Raw genomic sequence first — 16,822 nt, forward strand, 5'->3', positions numbered from 1 at the left:
ACCTTGTTCTCGGCACTGCAGCGTTCAGATCGCTGTAGCGAACTCCCGGATGGTGATGTTGGTGAACTGTGCCGCGCCGCCGTCCGTGTAGAGCGCGATACCGGTGTCGCCGTCGACGAAGTGCACCTGCTGGGACAGCACCGTGTGGCCGGCGTTCACGAAGACCTCGACGCTCTGCCTGTCGACGAAGATCCGCAGGTGAACCGAGCGTGCCGCGGGATCGATGGGCGCTGCCGCGCGGATGTACGGCGCGAGGGTGTATCCGCTCCGCTCTGATGGTGCGCGGTCGACGTACAGGTCGGCTCCGTACTTGCCGATGTTCGTGTGTCGTAATCCGTTGGCTGACCGGCCGACCGAGACACCGACGTTGGTGGCCGTGCTCCATGCGATGTCGAGTTCGAGTTCGTATGCGCGGCCGTTCCAGGGCAGCACGGTGTTGCCGTTGACGGTGCGATCGGGCAACGAGATCGTCGCCGTGGCGTGTGTCGCGAGCGCGGCAATGGGGCTACTTAGAAGGGTGTACCAGCCCCCGGTCTGACGTTCGAGGCGCAATTCGCGTACGAGCGAGTTCTGGCCGTTGTACCCGTCGGTGACGTCAGTGGGAACGTCGCGGGCCGCGTACTTCCAGTTGTTCATCCACCCGATCGCGAGCCGGCGAGTCTCGGGCGCTTCGATGGTGGGCCAGGTCACGGCGCCGTACCAGTCCCATCCCCAGTCGAGCCATTGAGGGGAGGGGTTGTCGGCGATGAATTGTTCGCCATTCCAGGTGCCCATCCAGTACGCGTACGTCATAGGCAGACCGACTCCGTAGGCGTCCATGCTGGCGCCGAGCACCCAGTGACGGCTCCCGTCATCGGCGGTCATCTGGAATAGGTCGGGGCATTCAATACCGCCCAGCTGCTGCGCGTTGGGGTAGTCGAAATTGCGGCGTAGCGTCCACGTGCGCAGGTTCCGGGAGGTGTAGAAAGCGGCGTAACGGGCGCGGCCGAGTGCAAGGACCCATTCGTTTCGGGCGGCGTCCCAGTGCACCTTGGGGTCTCGGAACCATTCGGCGTTGTCGACTTGGGCAGGAGACGTGGCGGTGCGCCCGTCGGTGTTGACGATGACCGCGTCCGGGAGCATCGAGAAGGTGAACCCACCGTCCGTCGACCAGTACAGGTACTGCTCCTGATACCTGCGGATGCCGTCGGTGGGGCGCGTGGCGAGAGCGATGACTGCGCCAGCGCCAAAGCCTGCGGTGTTCGCGTGGTCCACAACCAGGCATCCCGACCACACTGGCACGCCGTTCGTGAGCGGCATCACCGGGCCGTGGTGGGTGAAGCTCACACCATCGGCCGTGGTTGCGTGGTCCCATCCGCCGTCGCCGTTGTTCTGTGCTGAGTGAAGATAATAAAGTTGATAGGCACCCCTGGAAACGATAGGGCGTTGCGCGTCGCACAGCCACCCTGTGGGAGGGGTCATGTGGTACACAGCGCGCTGCGAGCCAGGACCGACCGCGGCAGCCGGACCGGTTCCGGCGACGAGGAGGCCCAGAGTTCCGAGGCCCGTACCCTGCAGCACGGCGCGACGGGAGAATTGGTGCGACGACATTGGCAGTTCCTTTTCTCTTGTGCGGACGCGACAGTGCGTCCACTTCTTCCGGGCCGTCGCTACGACGCGACTGCCTTCCTTACGTGGGTCAGGGCCGCTGGTTCAGGCGGCAGCTGATGCTGCACCCCCCTCGGCGTCTTCGACGTCGACCGCAATCGTTTGGACAACCGCGTGTGCGGCTGCTGTGTGCACTGTGGCGGTGACAGGCCCGATACCGAGTGTCACGAGGTTGGATACCGCTACTTCTCCCTCGCCGAGGAACACCTCGAGCAGCGGCCCATCCAAGCTCACCCGCAGGTGTCCGCCACCGGAACGGAGGAGCGGGGCGACGCTCGTCGAAGGAAAATCGGGATGCAGGGCCGTTGCTGCGGAGCCTGCACGAGTCACGGTCAGAACCCCCATGTCAGGGTCGTGGACGATCTCGGCGAAGTTGTCGCAGTCGCCCTGCAGACGAAGACCAAGGACTCCAGTGACCGACGGTTCCCACCGCAGCTCGAGTAGAGAGTGCCCGCTCAGCGCAAAGGAGCGGGCACTCGTCTCGGATGCAGCGGTGGCGAGGCGATCCTCGACGAAGGAGGCGGGTGATTGTACGAGGCGAGGAGCGCCGTCGATCGTGCGCAAAGACAGACTCCGAGGTAACGACATCGCGCCGCGCCACGGGGTTGAGGGCACAGCGTGCGCGTAACGCCAGTTGCTCATCCAGCCGAGCATTACCGCTTCGCCGCCCGGAGCGCTGTTGAAGGTCACACCTGCGTACATGTCCCGCCCATAGTCCGCGCGGGCGAGCCCGTCACGGTCCGCTGTGAACGTGTGACCGTCGAAATCGCCGACCACGTAGTGCATCGCTGATCCTGCCGGGTGGGCGTTATCGCCGACGGGGTTGGTGCTCAACAACAACACCCAACGCGCGCCGGCGTCGTCACCATCTAGTGGAAGGCGCACGAGGTCGGGGCACTCCCACACCACCGCCGGTTCACCGATGGGTCCGAACGAGCCGGCCTCCTCCCACTGGCGTAGGTCATCGGAGGTGTAGATCAGCACGCGGCGCTCGACCGCTTCGACGGCAACGAGAATCCACCGTGCATGGCCGTCGGCGGACGTGTACCGGACTAATTTTGGGTCGCGGAAATCGGTCGACCCGCGGTCGAGCATCGGATTGGCGGGGTCCATCATCCACGTGTACCCGCCGTCACGGCTGACGGCACGGGACTGGGCTTGTAGACCCGTTTCGTATGTGCTGGTGTAAACGGCAGTGAGGGATCCGTCGCGGTCTGCGACGACGGATCCTGAGTAGATCTGCTCACCGTCGCGGTGGCGGAGCGCGACGGGATGCTCGCGCCAGTGCTCGAGGTCGGTGCTGGTGGCGTGACCCCAGCTCATGTTGCCCCAATCGATGCCCTCGGGGTTGTGCTGGAAGAAGACATGCCACACCCCATCGACGTAAACGAGACCGTTGGGGTCGTTCATCCAGTGACGGCGCGGAGAGAGGTGAAAGACGGGCCGGCTCATACGTGCGGCAGACATGCGCGCTCCTACAAGGACTTTCGCGAAACTGACGGGCAAGCAATCAGCAGGCGATCCACGGGTGTGGGCTCGATGCCGAGCAGAGTTCGCACGCCGGCTGCACCGAGCTCGTAGTGAGGAAGGGCGACAGTCGAAAGTGGTGGGCGTAAGTGCGCGGCGATGACGTCCTGGTTGTCAAAGCCCATGACCGCGATGTCGTCGGGGATCCGGAGTCCGCGCTCGCGCAGTCCGTCATACAAGCCCATGGCGACGCGGTCGTTGTGGCAGAACACGCCCGTCGCACCGGAATCTACGACGGGGCCGGTGCTGGCGTACCCCCCTTCCTGCGCCGGCTCGGCGGAGAACACCAACGCGTCGTCGTATCCGATCCCGGCATCCTCGAGTGCCCGTCGGTAGCCGGCGAGGCGCCCCGACTGCGCCGGTGAGGGCGAGGTGGTGTTGACGAAGGCGATACGGCGATGTCCGGCGGCGAGCAGCTCTTCGGTGGCGGTGCGACCGCCCTGTTCCTCATCTGGAACGATGGCGGGGAACGCGTCATCGGCTGCGAAACAGTTCACCAACACGGTCGCGGTGTTTTGCAGCATGTGCGGCACCTCGATTTCCCGGTGGTACCAGGTGGAGTAAAGAATCCCTTGCACCTGGTGCTCGAGCATCATTGCGATTGCATCGTTTTCCACGGCGGGGTTGCCCTCAGTGTTAGCGACGAGCAGAACGTATCCGAGACGCCATGCCTCATCCTGTGCGCCGTGAATGATCTGGCCAGCGAAAGGGGTTGTGGCGATGGCATCCGCTACCAGTCCGATGAAGCGCGAATTGCCCTGCGACAACGTCTTAGCGAGCGCGTTCGGACGATACCCGAGATCCTCGATCGCTTGGTGAACCCGGCGGCGGGCATCATCGCCGATGCGCGCGCCCGGCTTATCGTTCACCACGTGGGACACCGTCGCGACCGAGACTCCTGCCGCCCTCGCCACGTCCCGCATGGTTGTGCTCATCCTTTGGTAGCCCCGCTCTCAAGTCCGTTGATCATGGCCTTGTTCAGTAGAAGGAAGACCAGCAGCAACGGGGTCACCGTGATGCAGACGGCGGCGAATGTCGCTGTCCAGTCGGTGTTTCCCATCGCTCCGATGTAATTCTGCAGGCCCAGCGGGATGGTCTTCAGTCCATCCGACAAAACGAATGTATTGGCGAAGATGAAGTCGTTCCAGATGAAGATGCTGTTGACGAGCACCACGGTGATGATCGTGTTCACCGACAGCGGGGAGGTGATCTGCAGGAATATGCGGTAAGGGCCTGCGCCGTCCAGGGAGGCCGCCTCGTACATTTCCCGGGGAATGTACTGATAGAAGGAGGAGAACAGGTACACGCTCATCGGCAGCGAAAACGCGGCGAGGGGAAGGATCATCGAGAGGTGCGTGTCGAGAAGCCCGACCTGCGAATAGTCGATGAACAGTGGCACGAGGGCGATTTGCACCGGCACGATGATGCCCAGCAGGAACAGGGCGCGCACGAGGTTGCTGAAGCGGAACCCAAGGACCTGGAGTGCGAACGCGGCCATCATCCCAGCTACGACGATGAGGGCGCTGGCCCCCAACGTGACGATGAGGCTGTTGGCCATGTTCAGCCACAGGTTGCCGGTCGCGAAGGCGCGCGCGTAGTTGTCGAGGGTGAATTCGCTGGGAAGAGCGAACGGGTCTCCGCCGGCGAAGTCGGATGCCGTCCGGAAGCTCGTCAGGAGCAGCCACGCAAGGGGGTACACCTGCACGATCACGATAAGGACGACCGTGACGGCGAGGAGGGTGCGCTGCACACGCTGCCGTGGCGACCGGAGCCGGTGACGGTTGGCGGGCGGTGAGGGCGTCATGGGCGATGCGGCGGGGCGGATGAGAAGTGAAGAGGTCATACGTCGTCCCTCCGACGAAGCAGCAGGAAGATCAGGCCGACAGCGACGAGGCACTCCACCACGATGAAGACCGAGATGGCGCTGGCGTAGCCGTAGTCAGTGTGCACGAACGCCGTCTTGTACATGTACGTTGTGAGGAGCTCGGATGCTTGCCCTGGGCCGCCGTTGGTCAGCAGGTAGGGGATGTCGAACCCGCGCAGGGCGAAGGTGGTCGCCATGACGGTTGTAGTGATCCAGACGGGGCGGATATAGGGGAAACGGATGCGCCAGAATGTCTGCCACCAGGAAGCCCCGTCCAGGCGCGCGGCTTCTTCGAGCTCGTGGGGCACGGCGATGAGCGCGGCGTAGATGATGAGCATGTACAGCCCAGTGAAGCGCCATCCCTCGGGAATCGACACCGCCGCGAGCACCGTCTGCACGTTGGACAGCCATGCCGTTTGCAACCCGTCGAGTCCGACCCACGCCAGCAGCTGGTTGAGTAGCCCTACCGGTTCGAGCGAGTAGATGCGGATGAACAGGAACGCAATCGCAACGGTGGAGATGACAGCCGGCAGTAAGTAGAGGGTCTTGACGAGCTCCCGCGCCCGAGGGAGCGCGGTCAGCAGGCCAGCGACTGCGAGTGCGCCGCCGAGCTGCAGAACGAGGCAGATGGCAAGGTAGCCGAGCGCGTTTCCGAAGGCGGTCCAGAATACGTCGTCTCGAGTGAACATCTTCACGTAGTTGTCCAATCCGACGAACGCGATGTCGGTGATGCCGTCCCAGGAGAACAGGCTGAGGACCAGCGACTGCACGATGGGGAGCAAGACTGCGGCGCCATAGAGCAGCAGCGGCGGGATCAAAAAGATCGCCACCGACAGGCCTGTGCGCCGCGGAAGCATCGAGGACCGCATCGGCCGGCGCGCGGGGAGGGAGCGTCGGGGCGCGCGTGAACGAACCGCGCCCGCCCCGACCCTAGTGATCTCAGCCACTGATGTTCTCCGTCAATGCCGCATCCATCGTCGTAATGAACTCGTCGGGCGTGATGTCCCCCTGCACGAGGAGGGTGAGCTCCTGCTGCAAGCGCGTGTTGGTAGCCGGATCGAGCTGTGTGTCCCACGGCATCGCGATCGCAGAACCTACGTCACCGGCCTGCTCGACGGCCCGGGTGTAGAGCGGGGTCGCGCCCGGGGGGATGGTCGTCTCCACCCCGGTGGTCGGGGACAGCGCACCCGATGCGGCGTACGCCTCGGGGTAGCGCTCCAGGGCGAAAGCGAGGAAGTCGCGTACGAGCGGGTCGTACGTAGCGGAGTTCACTGCCATGCCGATGCCCGACGGGGTGACGTACTCGTTGTCGGCGGTTGCCGCGTCGTCGAGGGTGGGGAGGGTGAAGTAGTCCACCGCATCTCGGACGGCGGGGTCCAGCGCCTCGGTGGCGAGGTTGCTGAGCTCCCAGGTGCCGATGTTGTAGACGGCTGCCTTTCCGGAGGTGAACTGTGCCTGCGCGTCCGCGTACCCGGTGGAGGAGAAGCCCTCCTGGAAGCAACCTGCCTGGCCGAGTCCGTAGAGCCATTCGACGGCGGCGCGGCCGGGCTCGTCCGCGAAGGATGCCTCACCGTTCTTCAGCTGCTGCACGAACTCGGGGCCGGCCATCCGGAACGGGTAGTAGGCCATGTATCGCTCCAGCGGCCACCCGTCCTGCCCGTCCAGGGCGATCGGGGTGACGCCCTGCGCCCGCAGCTCCTCGCACATGGGTGCGAAGTCGTCGAGGGTGCCCGGGATTTCCACACCTGCCTGGCCGAGGAGGTCGGCGTTGTACCAGAACACTTCGAGCTGAAACTCGAAAGGGACCATGTACAGTGATCCGTCGTCGAAGCGTTGGTAGTTGAGCGCCGCTTCCCGGTAGTCGTCCTTCAGACCAAGATCGTCCAGGAGCAATTCGACATCGACCATGCGGCCCTGCTCTGCCAGCTTCTGCGCGAACGGGGTCGCGTCGGTGTCGAACAGCTCCGGAAGCTTGTTCGCCGCCGCCAGCGTCTCGTATTTCTGTATGTAGGAGGGCCGGTCCGGTGTGGTGATCAGGTTGAGGGCGAAGCCGGGGTGATCTTCGGCGTATTCGTCGGCGATCTGCTGCATAGCGGTGATGACGCCACCGTCGGCCGGACGTGAGAGGAGCCACGAGATCTCGCGGGGGGTGATCTCGCCGTCGGGATTCACGTCCGCGGGATCGCCTCCCCCACCGGTGGAGCCGGAGCAGCCGGCGAGGGCGAGGGTGACGGCGGCGGTGGCGGCGACGAGAGTCGCCGCGCGCTTGATGGTAGACATTGCAAGAATCTCCATTGATCGGTGTTCGGGTGGTTTGGGGTGAAACGGGTGTGAGCGGGTGTCATCCCGCGGTAAGAATGAGTTCGTCGGCGTCCAACGCCGGTGAAAGAGGGTCCGAGCGGGTGGCGACGGAGAACTCCGTGATCACAACCGCCCCCTCACCCACGAATGCGCCGACGTGGCCGGTGGTGCGGTCGTAGATCCTGGTGCTGAGGGTTGTGGCGCCATCGACCGTGGCGACGCAGATGTCACCGTCAACGTTCACCTCGAGACGGTGCTCGCCGGGTGCGAGGTCGACGGGGCGCTCCAACTCGATGGCGAATGGAACGTCGCCCGAGATCTGCCACTGCTCTCCGCCGGTTCTGTGCCGAGGCCACCGGTCGAAGACCAGACGCCCGCGCCGGGGCTCGAGACGCAGGACATAACCTTCGTCGCCGTCGCCGCTCGCACGCAGCAGCACACCGCACTCGGACGTGTGCGGGGCGATATCGAAGGTGACGTCGAGGCGGAAGGCGTTCGGTGTTGTCACCGGCACCATCGTGTCGGCGTACCCGTCGAGAGCCTGCAGCACCGTGCCGGCTACTAGGCCCGCTGCCGGCTCATCGAATGTGGCGTTCAGTTCGCGAGGCGGGTGGAATGCCAGGGTGCCGTCTGCGCACTGCTCTGCTTCGAGCACTGAGAGGGTCCCGGCCCATTGCCACGCACCGTCGTCATGTGCGCTCTCACGGGACGCGATCCATCCGAAGAAGAAGCGACGTCCGTCGCGAGCCGCCGACTTAGCCGCGTAGTAGGCGCGGCCGTCGATCGAGTCATGCTGGGGAACCAGCCACGGTCCCGAGAGCGAGCGGGCCATCCGGTAGCGGGTCGTGAACGACTCGCTGAACTCGGAGTACACGAGGTACCACCACCCGTTCCACTCGAACACCTCGGGGCACTCATGCGCTATATAGCGCCGCGGATTCCAGAAGGGCTCGGCGGGCTCCCATGTGTGCAGGTCGAGGGAGACGCACTGCGCGATGACCCCTCGCCGGCGGGCGGGCCCGTCTGCGTGCCGGGCGGTGATCAACATCCGCCATAGGCCAGCCTCGTCGTCGCGAAACACAAACGGGTCACGCCAATCGGCGGTCTCGTATCCTGTCGTGGCTCCGAACGTGTCGCCCGGATGCCGCTGCCACGATCGCATCCCGTCGAGGCTGGTGGCGTGCAGGACGACCTGCAACGGCAGGCCATCGTCGCCGCGGAGGTCGGGATTCTGCCCCGTGTAGAAGACGTGGTGCATACCGTCCGCGTCCTGGACGATGCTGCCGGTGTACACGTTGAAGTCGTCGGCGCGGCGGCCGCCCGAAGTGATCGCGGGGCCGGTCTCACGAAAATTGACGAGATCCTCGGTGATCGCTCGATGCCACGGCATGCCCGCCCTGGGCATCTGGCGCGATTCGTGCAGGTAGAAGAGGTGGAAGACCCCATCCTCCTGCCACGGGATGACGTCGCCGACCCACGCCGAGTCCGGCCGGAAGAAGCCTGGCTGATTCATGCATATCCTTCATCGTCGAGTCGACCGGGTAATCTCATGTCATGGTGGTTAACCGGTTACGCAGACCATAGCAACAGATTCGGCGGGTGGTCAAGCGGTTAACCACCTCGATTCCGTGACGCGATCGCGGCTTGGCGCGGGTGGTCCCGCGTCCACATCGGAATGCCCCGACCGGACGCAGGAAGGTCGGCTTAAACACTTCGCGGAGGTGCTCCAAATCGTTTTGTGGCGGGAGAACGGAGCCGCCTTCGGTTGCCCGCTTCGTCCGAGTCGAATGTTCGAGACCCGTACGTGACATCGGTTGACAACGATGTCATGATGCTTTTCATGAAGATACGATTCACGGCACGGGGGCGCGGCAGAGTGGACCAGTGCGGCGTCAGAGCACTAACGGCAACGGCTGTAGTGTTTCTGCTCGCCGTTCCGACGGCAGCGTACGCTAGCCCTTCCCACAGTGTGCTGCTAGCGGTGGAGGATACGGGTGCGGACGTCCTCCTAGATGCCGAAGATTTGGTGGGACCGGAGTGGACCGCCGAGGGATTCTACATGTCACCGGTTAGCCAAGCCGACTCCGGCAAGGACGTCACCGGCTATCAGGGCGATTACTACTTGGACAGCTGGAACTACTCAGACCGCCGCGTTGGTCATCTGACATCTCAGCCGATAACCGCGACCGCCGACTTCCTCAACGTTCTGATCGGAGGCGGCCAGCACCCGCACCGCCCCGGCGGCACCATCCCGGTACCCGACACTCACTTCTTCAACCTCCAACCCAACCCCGCCTTCGCCACCTTCGAAGCGGCCGACATCGGGCTGAGAATCGTCCCCTTGGCCTCACTGGACTGGACCGGGGCAGGAGACTTGTCCGACGCCAGCAACTCCACCAACTTCCTCACCGGCCAGGTCGGGCCAGCTGTACTCGACACCTGCGTCGGTAGTTGCGACGCAGAGACCGGCACCGTCACGTCGGGGACCTTCCGCATCACCGAGGACTGGATCAACCTGCTGGTCGGCGGCGGCGACCATCCGTGGGGATCCCCCGGCGCCACAGCCGTGCGATTGCTCGTCGACGGCCAGACCGTGCATACTGCGTCGGGCGACAACTCAGCCTCACTGGATTGGACCGCCTGGGACGTCCGCCCGTGGATCGGATACGACGCACAGATCCAAGTCGTCGACGAGCGCGCCACCAACGACTGGGGCCATCTGATGATCGACAACGTCATGTTCGAGGACCGACCCAGGAACCCCTGGTCGTACGAGACAGGTGTCGTTGTGCGCGCGGCGGTCGAGGACCCGTCCGCGCCGAATGGGGTCGTCCTCGGCGACGTCATCGGTTCGGTTACAGGAAACAACAGCTCCGCCATGGTTCCGGCAACGATCGACCTGCGCTCCGTCGCTGGCCAGACAATCGTCGTCCAGGTCCTGGACACGTACACCGGCTCGGACTGGGGACATCTACTGATCGATCAGATCGTTCTCAGCGACCAGGCGGCCGTCACCCCTTAAGACATCGGCATCCGAAGTTCGCCTCCCCGGACGAGGCATCCGGATCTGCGCGTGGGGCACCGCGATCATCGCGGTGTCCGAGAGGTTGCCGCCGGAAGGGAGCAGCTCCGGCTCCGCGGCGGACGCCAAATTCGACGCGTCCTCCCTCTCCCGCCGCACGAGCAGCCGACCCCATCACATCGCTACTGCAAGAACGACAGCGCCGACACGGCCGAAGCGCGCGCCCGCGACGGTGGACGCTTTGGAGCGACGTCTCGGCTTAGCGGCAACACCGCGGTCACCCCGCCGAGGAACGCGTGTGCTGATCGACAAAGTCGCTAGTCGGACGCCGGAATCTGTTTCCGTCGGGAAGCCGTGCACCTGCGCGTGGGGATGCCCCGGGGTGGTCGAACCCCGGGGCATCCGTTGGGTTTGGGTGTTTAGCCGCCGTATTGCGCGATCAGCCGTTCGATCAGCGCTTTGGTGCGCGGGGGGACCGGCTTGCCTTGCAGGTAGTCGTCGAGCCTGCTGCCGACGACGTCGCGGATCCTTTCGGCTGTGGCGTCGGAGACGGTCAGGTTGTATTTGCCCGTGGTGAACAGGTGCAGGTTGGCTGGGATGTCCGCCCAGCCGCCGAGTCCGTCGTTGCCGTAGGAGTAGTCCACGGTGGACGTGTCTCCTTGAAGGTCGACCTTCACGGTGGGGGCGAGGGTGCCGCCGCGCACGAAGTTGTCGTGCGTGCCGATCGTGTCGATGAAGGACTGCACCAACCCGCCGGGCATGACGTAGTGCGAGTACGCCTGGAAGTGTCCGGGGTGCTGGTTGAAGTCCGGGGCGAAGGGCTCCCCGCCGAGGAAGTTCAGGTTCGTCGGGTTGCCCAGGGCGAGACCGGAACCGTGGTTCAGCGGCTGGAAGTCGCTGCGGATGCCGTCGCCGACGAACGCGTAGACACCCTCAGGTCCGTCCAGGCCGGCCGCGTACGTGCTGCGGTGGCTGATCGTGAACAGGTAGTACTTCCCGTCCTTGAGCACGAACTGCGGCCGTTCGGTCTGGTCGGTGACGCAGTTCGCGGAGAGGATCGGGGGCAGGAACTCCCACTCGGTCAGCTCCTTGTTCTTCGCCTTCGCCAAACCGATGTTGCCGATGTTCAGCGTCGCATCGGTGGCGTTGACCTCTTCGACGGTCTCCGCGTACGGGTCGCCGTCCCGGTAGCCGAGGTCTTCCTCGTCACAGGTGGCCGTCTCACGCTGCATGGCCGTGTTGCCCTCGAACACCATGTAGGTCTCGCCCGGGTGGGCGGGGTCCTCGAACGTGAACGGGTCGCGGAAGTTGAAGAACGGGTTCTGCGCACCGGTCTGGTAGTACGTGCCGTCGGCCTGGAGCAGGTCGATGACCTCATCGAACCCGGTGAACGACACACCGTTCGGGCCCGCGTGCACCTTGCCGACGCTCAGCGCGATCCGCGGGTCGTACGGCTTGATGTTGCTGCCATCCGGGTTGCGGTAGAACGCGACATCGGTGAAGAACAGCTTGATCTCACCACCGGGGAAGATCCGTGCCGAGCCCGACCACTGCGTCTGGTGGCTGTAGGACTGGTCCTCGAAGATCTGCCCGGTCACGCCCTCCTCGAAGACGAGCCCGCCATAGGTCCAGCCGCCATCCTCGGGACGCTGCTCGTCCGTGAGGAAGGCGGGACGGTAGAAGTACCCGATCTTCGCGAACACATGACGATCATCGAACCCGAGGCTGCGGTCAGCGACCAGCGAGAAGATGATCTCCTGCCCGTTCACCGAGTACTGATCGCCGTTCTCATCCGTCAGCGGCCAGGTGTCCCACACCCACACCTGCCCATCGGACATATCCGGGAAATCCTGCGGAACCGTCGGCATCGTCAACGACGCCGGCATCGAATTCTCCCGAGACCCGGCGTTCGGGTCGGACAGCCGCGCGATCTGCCGGGCATCCGCACGCGTCCACTTCGCCGTGAAATCATCCTCCGGAGCGAACGCCTCCTGCGTGTGCACCGTGGGCTCCGGACCAGCCTGAAGCGGCAGACCATGACCGGCCACCACCACCTGACCCGGAGCGGCCAAAGCCGCAGGCGTACCCGCTACCAACGCGGTAGCAACGAGCGCACCCGCCACCAACCCGCTCGTAACACGGCGCGTCACACGCCGTCGTGATAGTTGCATACAACAACTCCTCTTCATTGAGTTCTACACAAATGGATTTGCGAGGTGCACTCATAGTTCCACGCCTCGCGAAGCGCGTATGTCCACCATCTGGGGGACATACGAGGGCCTGAAATTTGCCGTAAGGTGTTGAGTTTTCCCTCAACGAGCAGCTCTGTGAGCGCGGCGTGAAATGCGCCCATGTCTGGCGGATTGGTGTGGCTGCAGGTCGCTGATGCATCACGTTGGAGCGTCGCCGACACTACCTCGCTCTGAACGACGCGAATCCGGAGGGATACCACGCCAGTATGTCGGGCTACCGGACTTTCGCCGCAGCTCCGATCTGTACCGAAACAGGGTTCTCCGGCATTGTGACGCTAGACGCTCCCATGACGAACTCTCTCGACGATGGCGACGTCGCGAAACTCGACGGCTAACGACGGCATTTGCTGCGAATCGCTGCCCGGGCGGACCACGCTAGGCGGCATGAAGCTGGACCCAATCGTCGGAGAAGTGTTGTCACGCGGGTAGAACGGGAAGGAAGAAGCCCTCGAGTACCCGCTCGGTTCTGCGGATTTCGAGGGCTACCCGCGTGTAGGTGGATGATGCAAGATCGGTCGGTTCACAGCCGTGCGGACTCACATAGGACAGGTGAACCACTTCGTCAGTGCGGTTTGAAATCGTTCGGGGTCCACATTCGCTTCCCAGCCATGGGGAGCGGCGGCGGTCTCCACCACTGTGACGTTTGGATTAGTCGCGGCAAAGCACGGACGACGATCTCGGCGTGGACACCTCACTGGACGTGCGGTACTCGGCGGACGAGGGCCGCTACGTGATCGATGCGGTCACCAACCGATCTGTTCGCGCGAATGTCGAGATCAACTACCCGACAGTTGCAAAGGTGCGCATGCAGGGCATCGTTCAGGTCGCAGCACCGAACTGCATCTTTCTCACGCTGGACGACGAATCGGATCCGTTCGCCAACTGGATCAGCGTCGACGCGCTCACCAGCGCGAAGGGACGGATACTCCCTCCGGCGATTGCCCAGGTCGTCGTCCGCCGCGGATCCAGCGGGGCCCGCATGGAGGCGATCGAGCTCCTCTACGGCGCAGCCGCATTGTCCAGCATGCCGCCCGCTCGCCTCATCGAGCGCGAACTCGGAATTCCTCATCGAACTGCTTCTGCATGGATCATCGAGGCCCGCAAGGCGGGTCGCCTAGCGGGCATGAACTACAACGCCGGTCGACCGGCGAGTGACTGACCTCCGCGTCGATCCGGATGCGGCGGCCGAGCCGCACCAAGAGCACCTCGAGTGCTTCTTCTACTCGGAGGCGGAAGCGGCAGATCGACTCGGCATCCACCGGACGACGCTTCGCTCTCTAGCCCTCGCAGGCAAGGCACCGGTAGAGCCGATTCACCTGACTGAGCATCGGCGCGTCTACCGTCGCGTGGATATTCACCGTCTCGCCGGCATCGAAGCATGATTGAGACTCGGAAGACAGCAACCGGAAAGACGTACTACCTCGTGCGGGTGAAGTCCGGACGCCAGCAGGTGGCCACGAGAGCGTTCGACACGAAGCGCGAAGCTGAGACGTGGGAGCGGACGCAGAAGCATCTACTCGAGACGGGCCGACCGCTGCCGCCGAAAGCTTCGTTCAAGCTGCGCGATCTGGTCGCGATGTTTCTGGAGGCCCGGAAGGACGGGAATCCACACACGATCGACACGGACCGAAACAACCTCGCCGCCCTTCCGAAGGCACTGCTCGCTCGGCCCCTCGCGTCGATCCAGTCCGACGATATCCGGTCACATCTCCTCTCGGAGCTGCACAAGGGGAAGATGCCGTCGACAGTCGCGAGAGCGAAGACAACCCTCAGCGCACTTTTCACCTTCGCGTTCGAAAAAGGTCAGCTTCATCAACCGCATCCCGTTCGGACCATGAAGAAGATCCCCGAGTTGAGTACCGCTGCGCAACGCGCAGTGAGCCCAAAGGACATTCCTACTTCCCGCCGGCTGGCCGCCGAGATCAGCGCGATCCGAGCCAAGCGACCCGACATCGCCGACGTGTTCGAGTTCATGTCATTGACAGGTGTCCGGTGGGGCGAACTGAGAGCAGTCCGAGTCAACTGGCTCTCGGAACTCCCGCTACCGCAGTTGATCGTCGATCGCTCCCACTCAGACCGATACGACGAGAAGGACCCGAAGTCGTGGCGTGGCAACCGGCCGGTGCCGCTGTCGCCTCGTGCTCTCGCGATCTTCCGGCAGTACGCCTCCGGCAAGGAACCTCACGAGTACCTCTTCACGAATAAACAAGGTGGTCAGCTGCAAGTCGGCATCGTTCGAAAGTTCCCGCTCAGCTTCCAGCGTCACGCGCTTAGGCACTTCGCGGCGTCAACGTGGCTGCGGCTCGGGACGCCGGTGCACGAGGTCGCGGAGTACCTCGGCGACGAGCCTCGCACGGTCCTCGCCGTCTACGCGCATATCCTGGGCGAGGACCAGCGACGCGCCCACATGCAACGACTTGCGATGTCTGAGCGCACCGCTGAGGAGTAGCCCGAAACAGGCGGGGGTCACCTAGGGGTCACTTGGCGCCGATTCAGCTCGGGAAGCTGATATGGCGAAGGTTGACACAAGAGACGAAAACCCCCGCTTTACCGGGGGTTTTTCGGCGGAGACGGAGGGATTTGAACCCTCGGACCCCTTAAGGGGTCTCCACCTTAGCAGGGTGGTGCACTAGGCCGAACTATGCGACGTCTCCAGGCATCCCGCCCGCGAACGAGCGGATGCGCCCTGCAATACTAACCGCTCGACGCGGCAGGAGCGAACGGCCGCGGTCCCCCGCACCGCAGCGAAAGCCGCCGGTCAGCGCACGTTGCCGTTCGAGCAGGTCTCCTGCGCGGCGGTCGAGCCGGAGATCTCCGGGGGCAGCGCGATCGCCGTCTCGGTGGGCGCCGGCGCGACCGTTGCGCCCGGGGTCGGCTCGGTGGTCGGCTGCGTCGGTTCGACCGGAGGCGCGGTGGGCTCGACGACGGTCACGCCGGCGTTCACGCCCGCCTCGCCCGTCAGCTGCAGCGGCTGGTTCGCCGCGAGCGCGGCCCACAGCGCGTCCGCGGCCTCGTAGTTCGGCACGACGTGGTTTATGTTGTCCGGGTCGGTGAGCGTCGGATACTGCACGAACACGATCTCCTCGAACGGCACGTTCTTGAGGGCGAGCGCGATCTGCACGAGCGTCAGCGGATTGGTCAGGCTCGTGCTCGGGTCGACGTTCTCGATCGCCGTTCGCGCCAGCTTGAGCAGCATCGTCGGGTTGGTGAGCACCTCTTCGCTGACGAGCTTGCGCGCCAGGCGCGACATGTACTGCTGCTGGTTGCTGATGCGACCGAGGTCGCTGCCGTCGCCGACGCCCTTGCGCGTGCGCAGGAACTGCAGGGCCTCGATGCCTGCCACCGTGTGGATGCCGGGGTCGAGGTCCAGACCGGTGTTCGGGTCGTAGATGCCGTTGGCGACACACACATCGACGCCGCCGATGGCGTTGGTGATCTCGATCACACCGCCCCACGTGACGGACGCCGCGTATTGGATGTTCTGCCCGCTGAGCTCGGAGACCGCCTTTGCGGCGCACGACAGACCGCCGTAGTTGAACGTCGAGTTCAGCGGCTGCTTCGACATCGCCCCGGTCGTGCTGCCGTCCTCGGCTGTGCACGAGGGGATCGGCATCATCAGGTCGCGCGGGAAGCTGATGACCGTGACCCGCCGAGGCTCGTCCGAGATGTGCACGAGCATGTTGACGTCGTTGAGCTCGCTCTCGGCATCCGGACCCTCACACCGATCGCCGAAGAGGTAGGCGTAATCGGGCTCGCAGGCGTCGGTCCCCGCGACGAACAGGTTCACGCCGCCCTCGATCTCGCCGATGTTCGGCGGCGGCGCCTCCTGACCCTCGAGCTCCACGGCATCCGCCGAGAACGTCGCGGTGAGGTCGTACGCGAGGTAGGTGGCGACGCCGAGGCCGCTCACCAGCACCACCGAAAGGCAGATGGCGATGATCTTGGCGAGCTGGCCGAGCGGATGCGGCGACTTCAGCGCCCCGTGGCGCGCCACCGTCTGGCGGCCGCGGCGGGGTGCCTTGGACGTGTCACTCACTCGGATCTCCTCGGGGGCGCACTGCGGAGGGTGTGGGATTCGAACCCACGGGACATTGCTGCCCACTGGTTTTCAAGACCAGGTCCATCGGCCGCTCGGACAACCCTCCCGGCGGATGCTGTGCATCCGTCGAACAGGCGTCGAGTCTAGCCGACGCGGTCAGAGGTCATTCT

Annotated in this window: 12 protein-coding genes and 2 tRNA genes; 3 read left to right on the forward strand and 11 right to left on the reverse strand. The window is 64.5% G+C overall.

Annotated features, from left to right (window positions below; translation table 11 throughout):
• Positions 1 to 24 precede the first annotated feature (24 nt).
• The 7 genes from ACLQ2Q_RS16315 to ACLQ2Q_RS16345 all read right to left on the reverse strand — a co-directional run bounded on the left by ACLQ2Q_RS16315 (position 25) and on the right by ACLQ2Q_RS16345 (position 8,852).
• Positions 25 to 1,590, reverse strand: a complete 1,566-nt coding sequence (locus ACLQ2Q_RS16315; protein ID WP_425821769.1) for a glycoside hydrolase family 32 protein — start codon at positions 1,588 to 1,590, stop codon at positions 25 to 27.
• Between the two features lie 102 nt (positions 1,591 to 1,692).
• Entirely contained in the window at positions 1,693 to 3,114 is a 1,422-nt protein-coding gene (locus tag ACLQ2Q_RS16320) for a glycoside hydrolase family 32 protein (protein ID WP_425821771.1), read from the reverse strand.
• An 8-nt stretch (positions 3,115 to 3,122) separates the two neighbouring features.
• Positions 3,123 to 4,109, reverse strand: coding sequence for a LacI family DNA-binding transcriptional regulator (locus ACLQ2Q_RS16325; RefSeq protein WP_425821773.1), 987 nt, complete (start codon positions 4,107 to 4,109; stop codon positions 3,123 to 3,125).
• On the reverse strand, positions 4,106 to 5,017 hold the full coding sequence (locus ACLQ2Q_RS16330; protein WP_425821775.1) for a carbohydrate ABC transporter permease: 912 nt from the start codon (positions 5,015 to 5,017) through the stop codon (positions 4,106 to 4,108). Before ACLQ2Q_RS16330 ends, ACLQ2Q_RS16325 begins: the two co-directional genes overlap by 4 nt.
• Entirely contained in the window at positions 5,014 to 5,895 is an 882-nt protein-coding gene (locus tag ACLQ2Q_RS16335; RefSeq protein WP_425821778.1) for a carbohydrate ABC transporter permease, read from the reverse strand. Before ACLQ2Q_RS16335 ends, ACLQ2Q_RS16330 begins: the two co-directional genes overlap by 4 nt.
• Positions 5,896 to 5,977: 82 nt before the next feature.
• Positions 5,978 to 7,318 (reverse strand): ABC transporter substrate-binding protein, encoded by a 1,341-nt coding sequence (locus ACLQ2Q_RS16340; protein WP_425821780.1) that lies wholly within the window; start codon positions 7,316 to 7,318, stop codon positions 5,978 to 5,980.
• A 61-nt stretch (positions 7,319 to 7,379) separates the two neighbouring features.
• Positions 7,380 to 8,852 (reverse strand): family 43 glycosylhydrolase, encoded by a 1,473-nt coding sequence (locus ACLQ2Q_RS16345; RefSeq protein ID WP_425821782.1) that lies wholly within the window; start codon positions 8,850 to 8,852, stop codon positions 7,380 to 7,382.
• 291 nt (positions 8,853 to 9,143) lie between these two features.
• Between ACLQ2Q_RS16345 and ACLQ2Q_RS16350 the strand changes: the two genes are divergently transcribed.
• A complete protein-coding gene (locus ACLQ2Q_RS16350; RefSeq protein WP_425821784.1) occupies positions 9,144 to 10,361 on the forward strand; it encodes a hypothetical protein in 1,218 nt (405 codons plus the stop codon).
• A 419-nt stretch (positions 10,362 to 10,780) separates the two neighbouring features.
• Here the strand turns inward: ACLQ2Q_RS16350 and ACLQ2Q_RS16355 are convergent, their stop codons facing one another.
• Positions 10,781 to 12,532, reverse strand: coding sequence for a glycoside hydrolase family 68 protein (locus ACLQ2Q_RS16355; protein ID WP_425821786.1), 1,752 nt, complete (start codon positions 12,530 to 12,532; stop codon positions 10,781 to 10,783).
• A 763-nt stretch (positions 12,533 to 13,295) separates the two neighbouring features.
• Here ACLQ2Q_RS16355 and ACLQ2Q_RS16360 point away from each other — a divergent pair.
• Both ACLQ2Q_RS16360 and ACLQ2Q_RS16365 read left to right on the forward strand, forming a co-directional pair.
• Positions 13,296 to 13,772, forward strand: coding sequence for a hypothetical protein (locus ACLQ2Q_RS16360; protein ID WP_425821788.1), 477 nt, complete (start codon positions 13,296 to 13,298; stop codon positions 13,770 to 13,772).
• A 219-nt stretch (positions 13,773 to 13,991) separates the two neighbouring features.
• Positions 13,992 to 15,062 carry a tyrosine-type recombinase/integrase gene (locus tag ACLQ2Q_RS16365; protein ID WP_425821790.1) on the forward strand — a complete coding sequence of 357 codons (1,071 nt, stop codon included), beginning with the start codon at positions 13,992 to 13,994 and terminating at the stop codon, positions 15,060 to 15,062.
• A 116-nt stretch (positions 15,063 to 15,178) separates the two neighbouring features.
• Here the strand turns inward: ACLQ2Q_RS16365 and ACLQ2Q_RS16370 are convergent.
• From ACLQ2Q_RS16370 to ACLQ2Q_RS16380, 3 genes are all read right to left on the reverse strand, one after another.
• Positions 15,179 to 15,267 (reverse strand) — tRNA-Ser (locus ACLQ2Q_RS16370).
• 104 nt (positions 15,268 to 15,371) lie between these two features.
• Entirely contained in the window at positions 15,372 to 16,649 is a 1,278-nt protein-coding gene (locus tag ACLQ2Q_RS16375) for an LCP family protein (RefSeq protein ID WP_425821792.1), read from the reverse strand.
• Positions 16,650 to 16,673: 24 nt separating this feature from the next.
• A tRNA-Ser gene (locus ACLQ2Q_RS16380) sits at positions 16,674 to 16,758 on the reverse strand.
• Positions 16,759 to 16,822: the final 64 nt, after the last annotated feature.

The organism is Microbacterium sp. DT81.1 (genome assembly GCF_049844955.1).
In the GTDB taxonomy this organism is placed as follows: Bacteria; Actinomycetota; Actinomycetes; order Actinomycetales; family Microbacteriaceae; genus Microbacterium.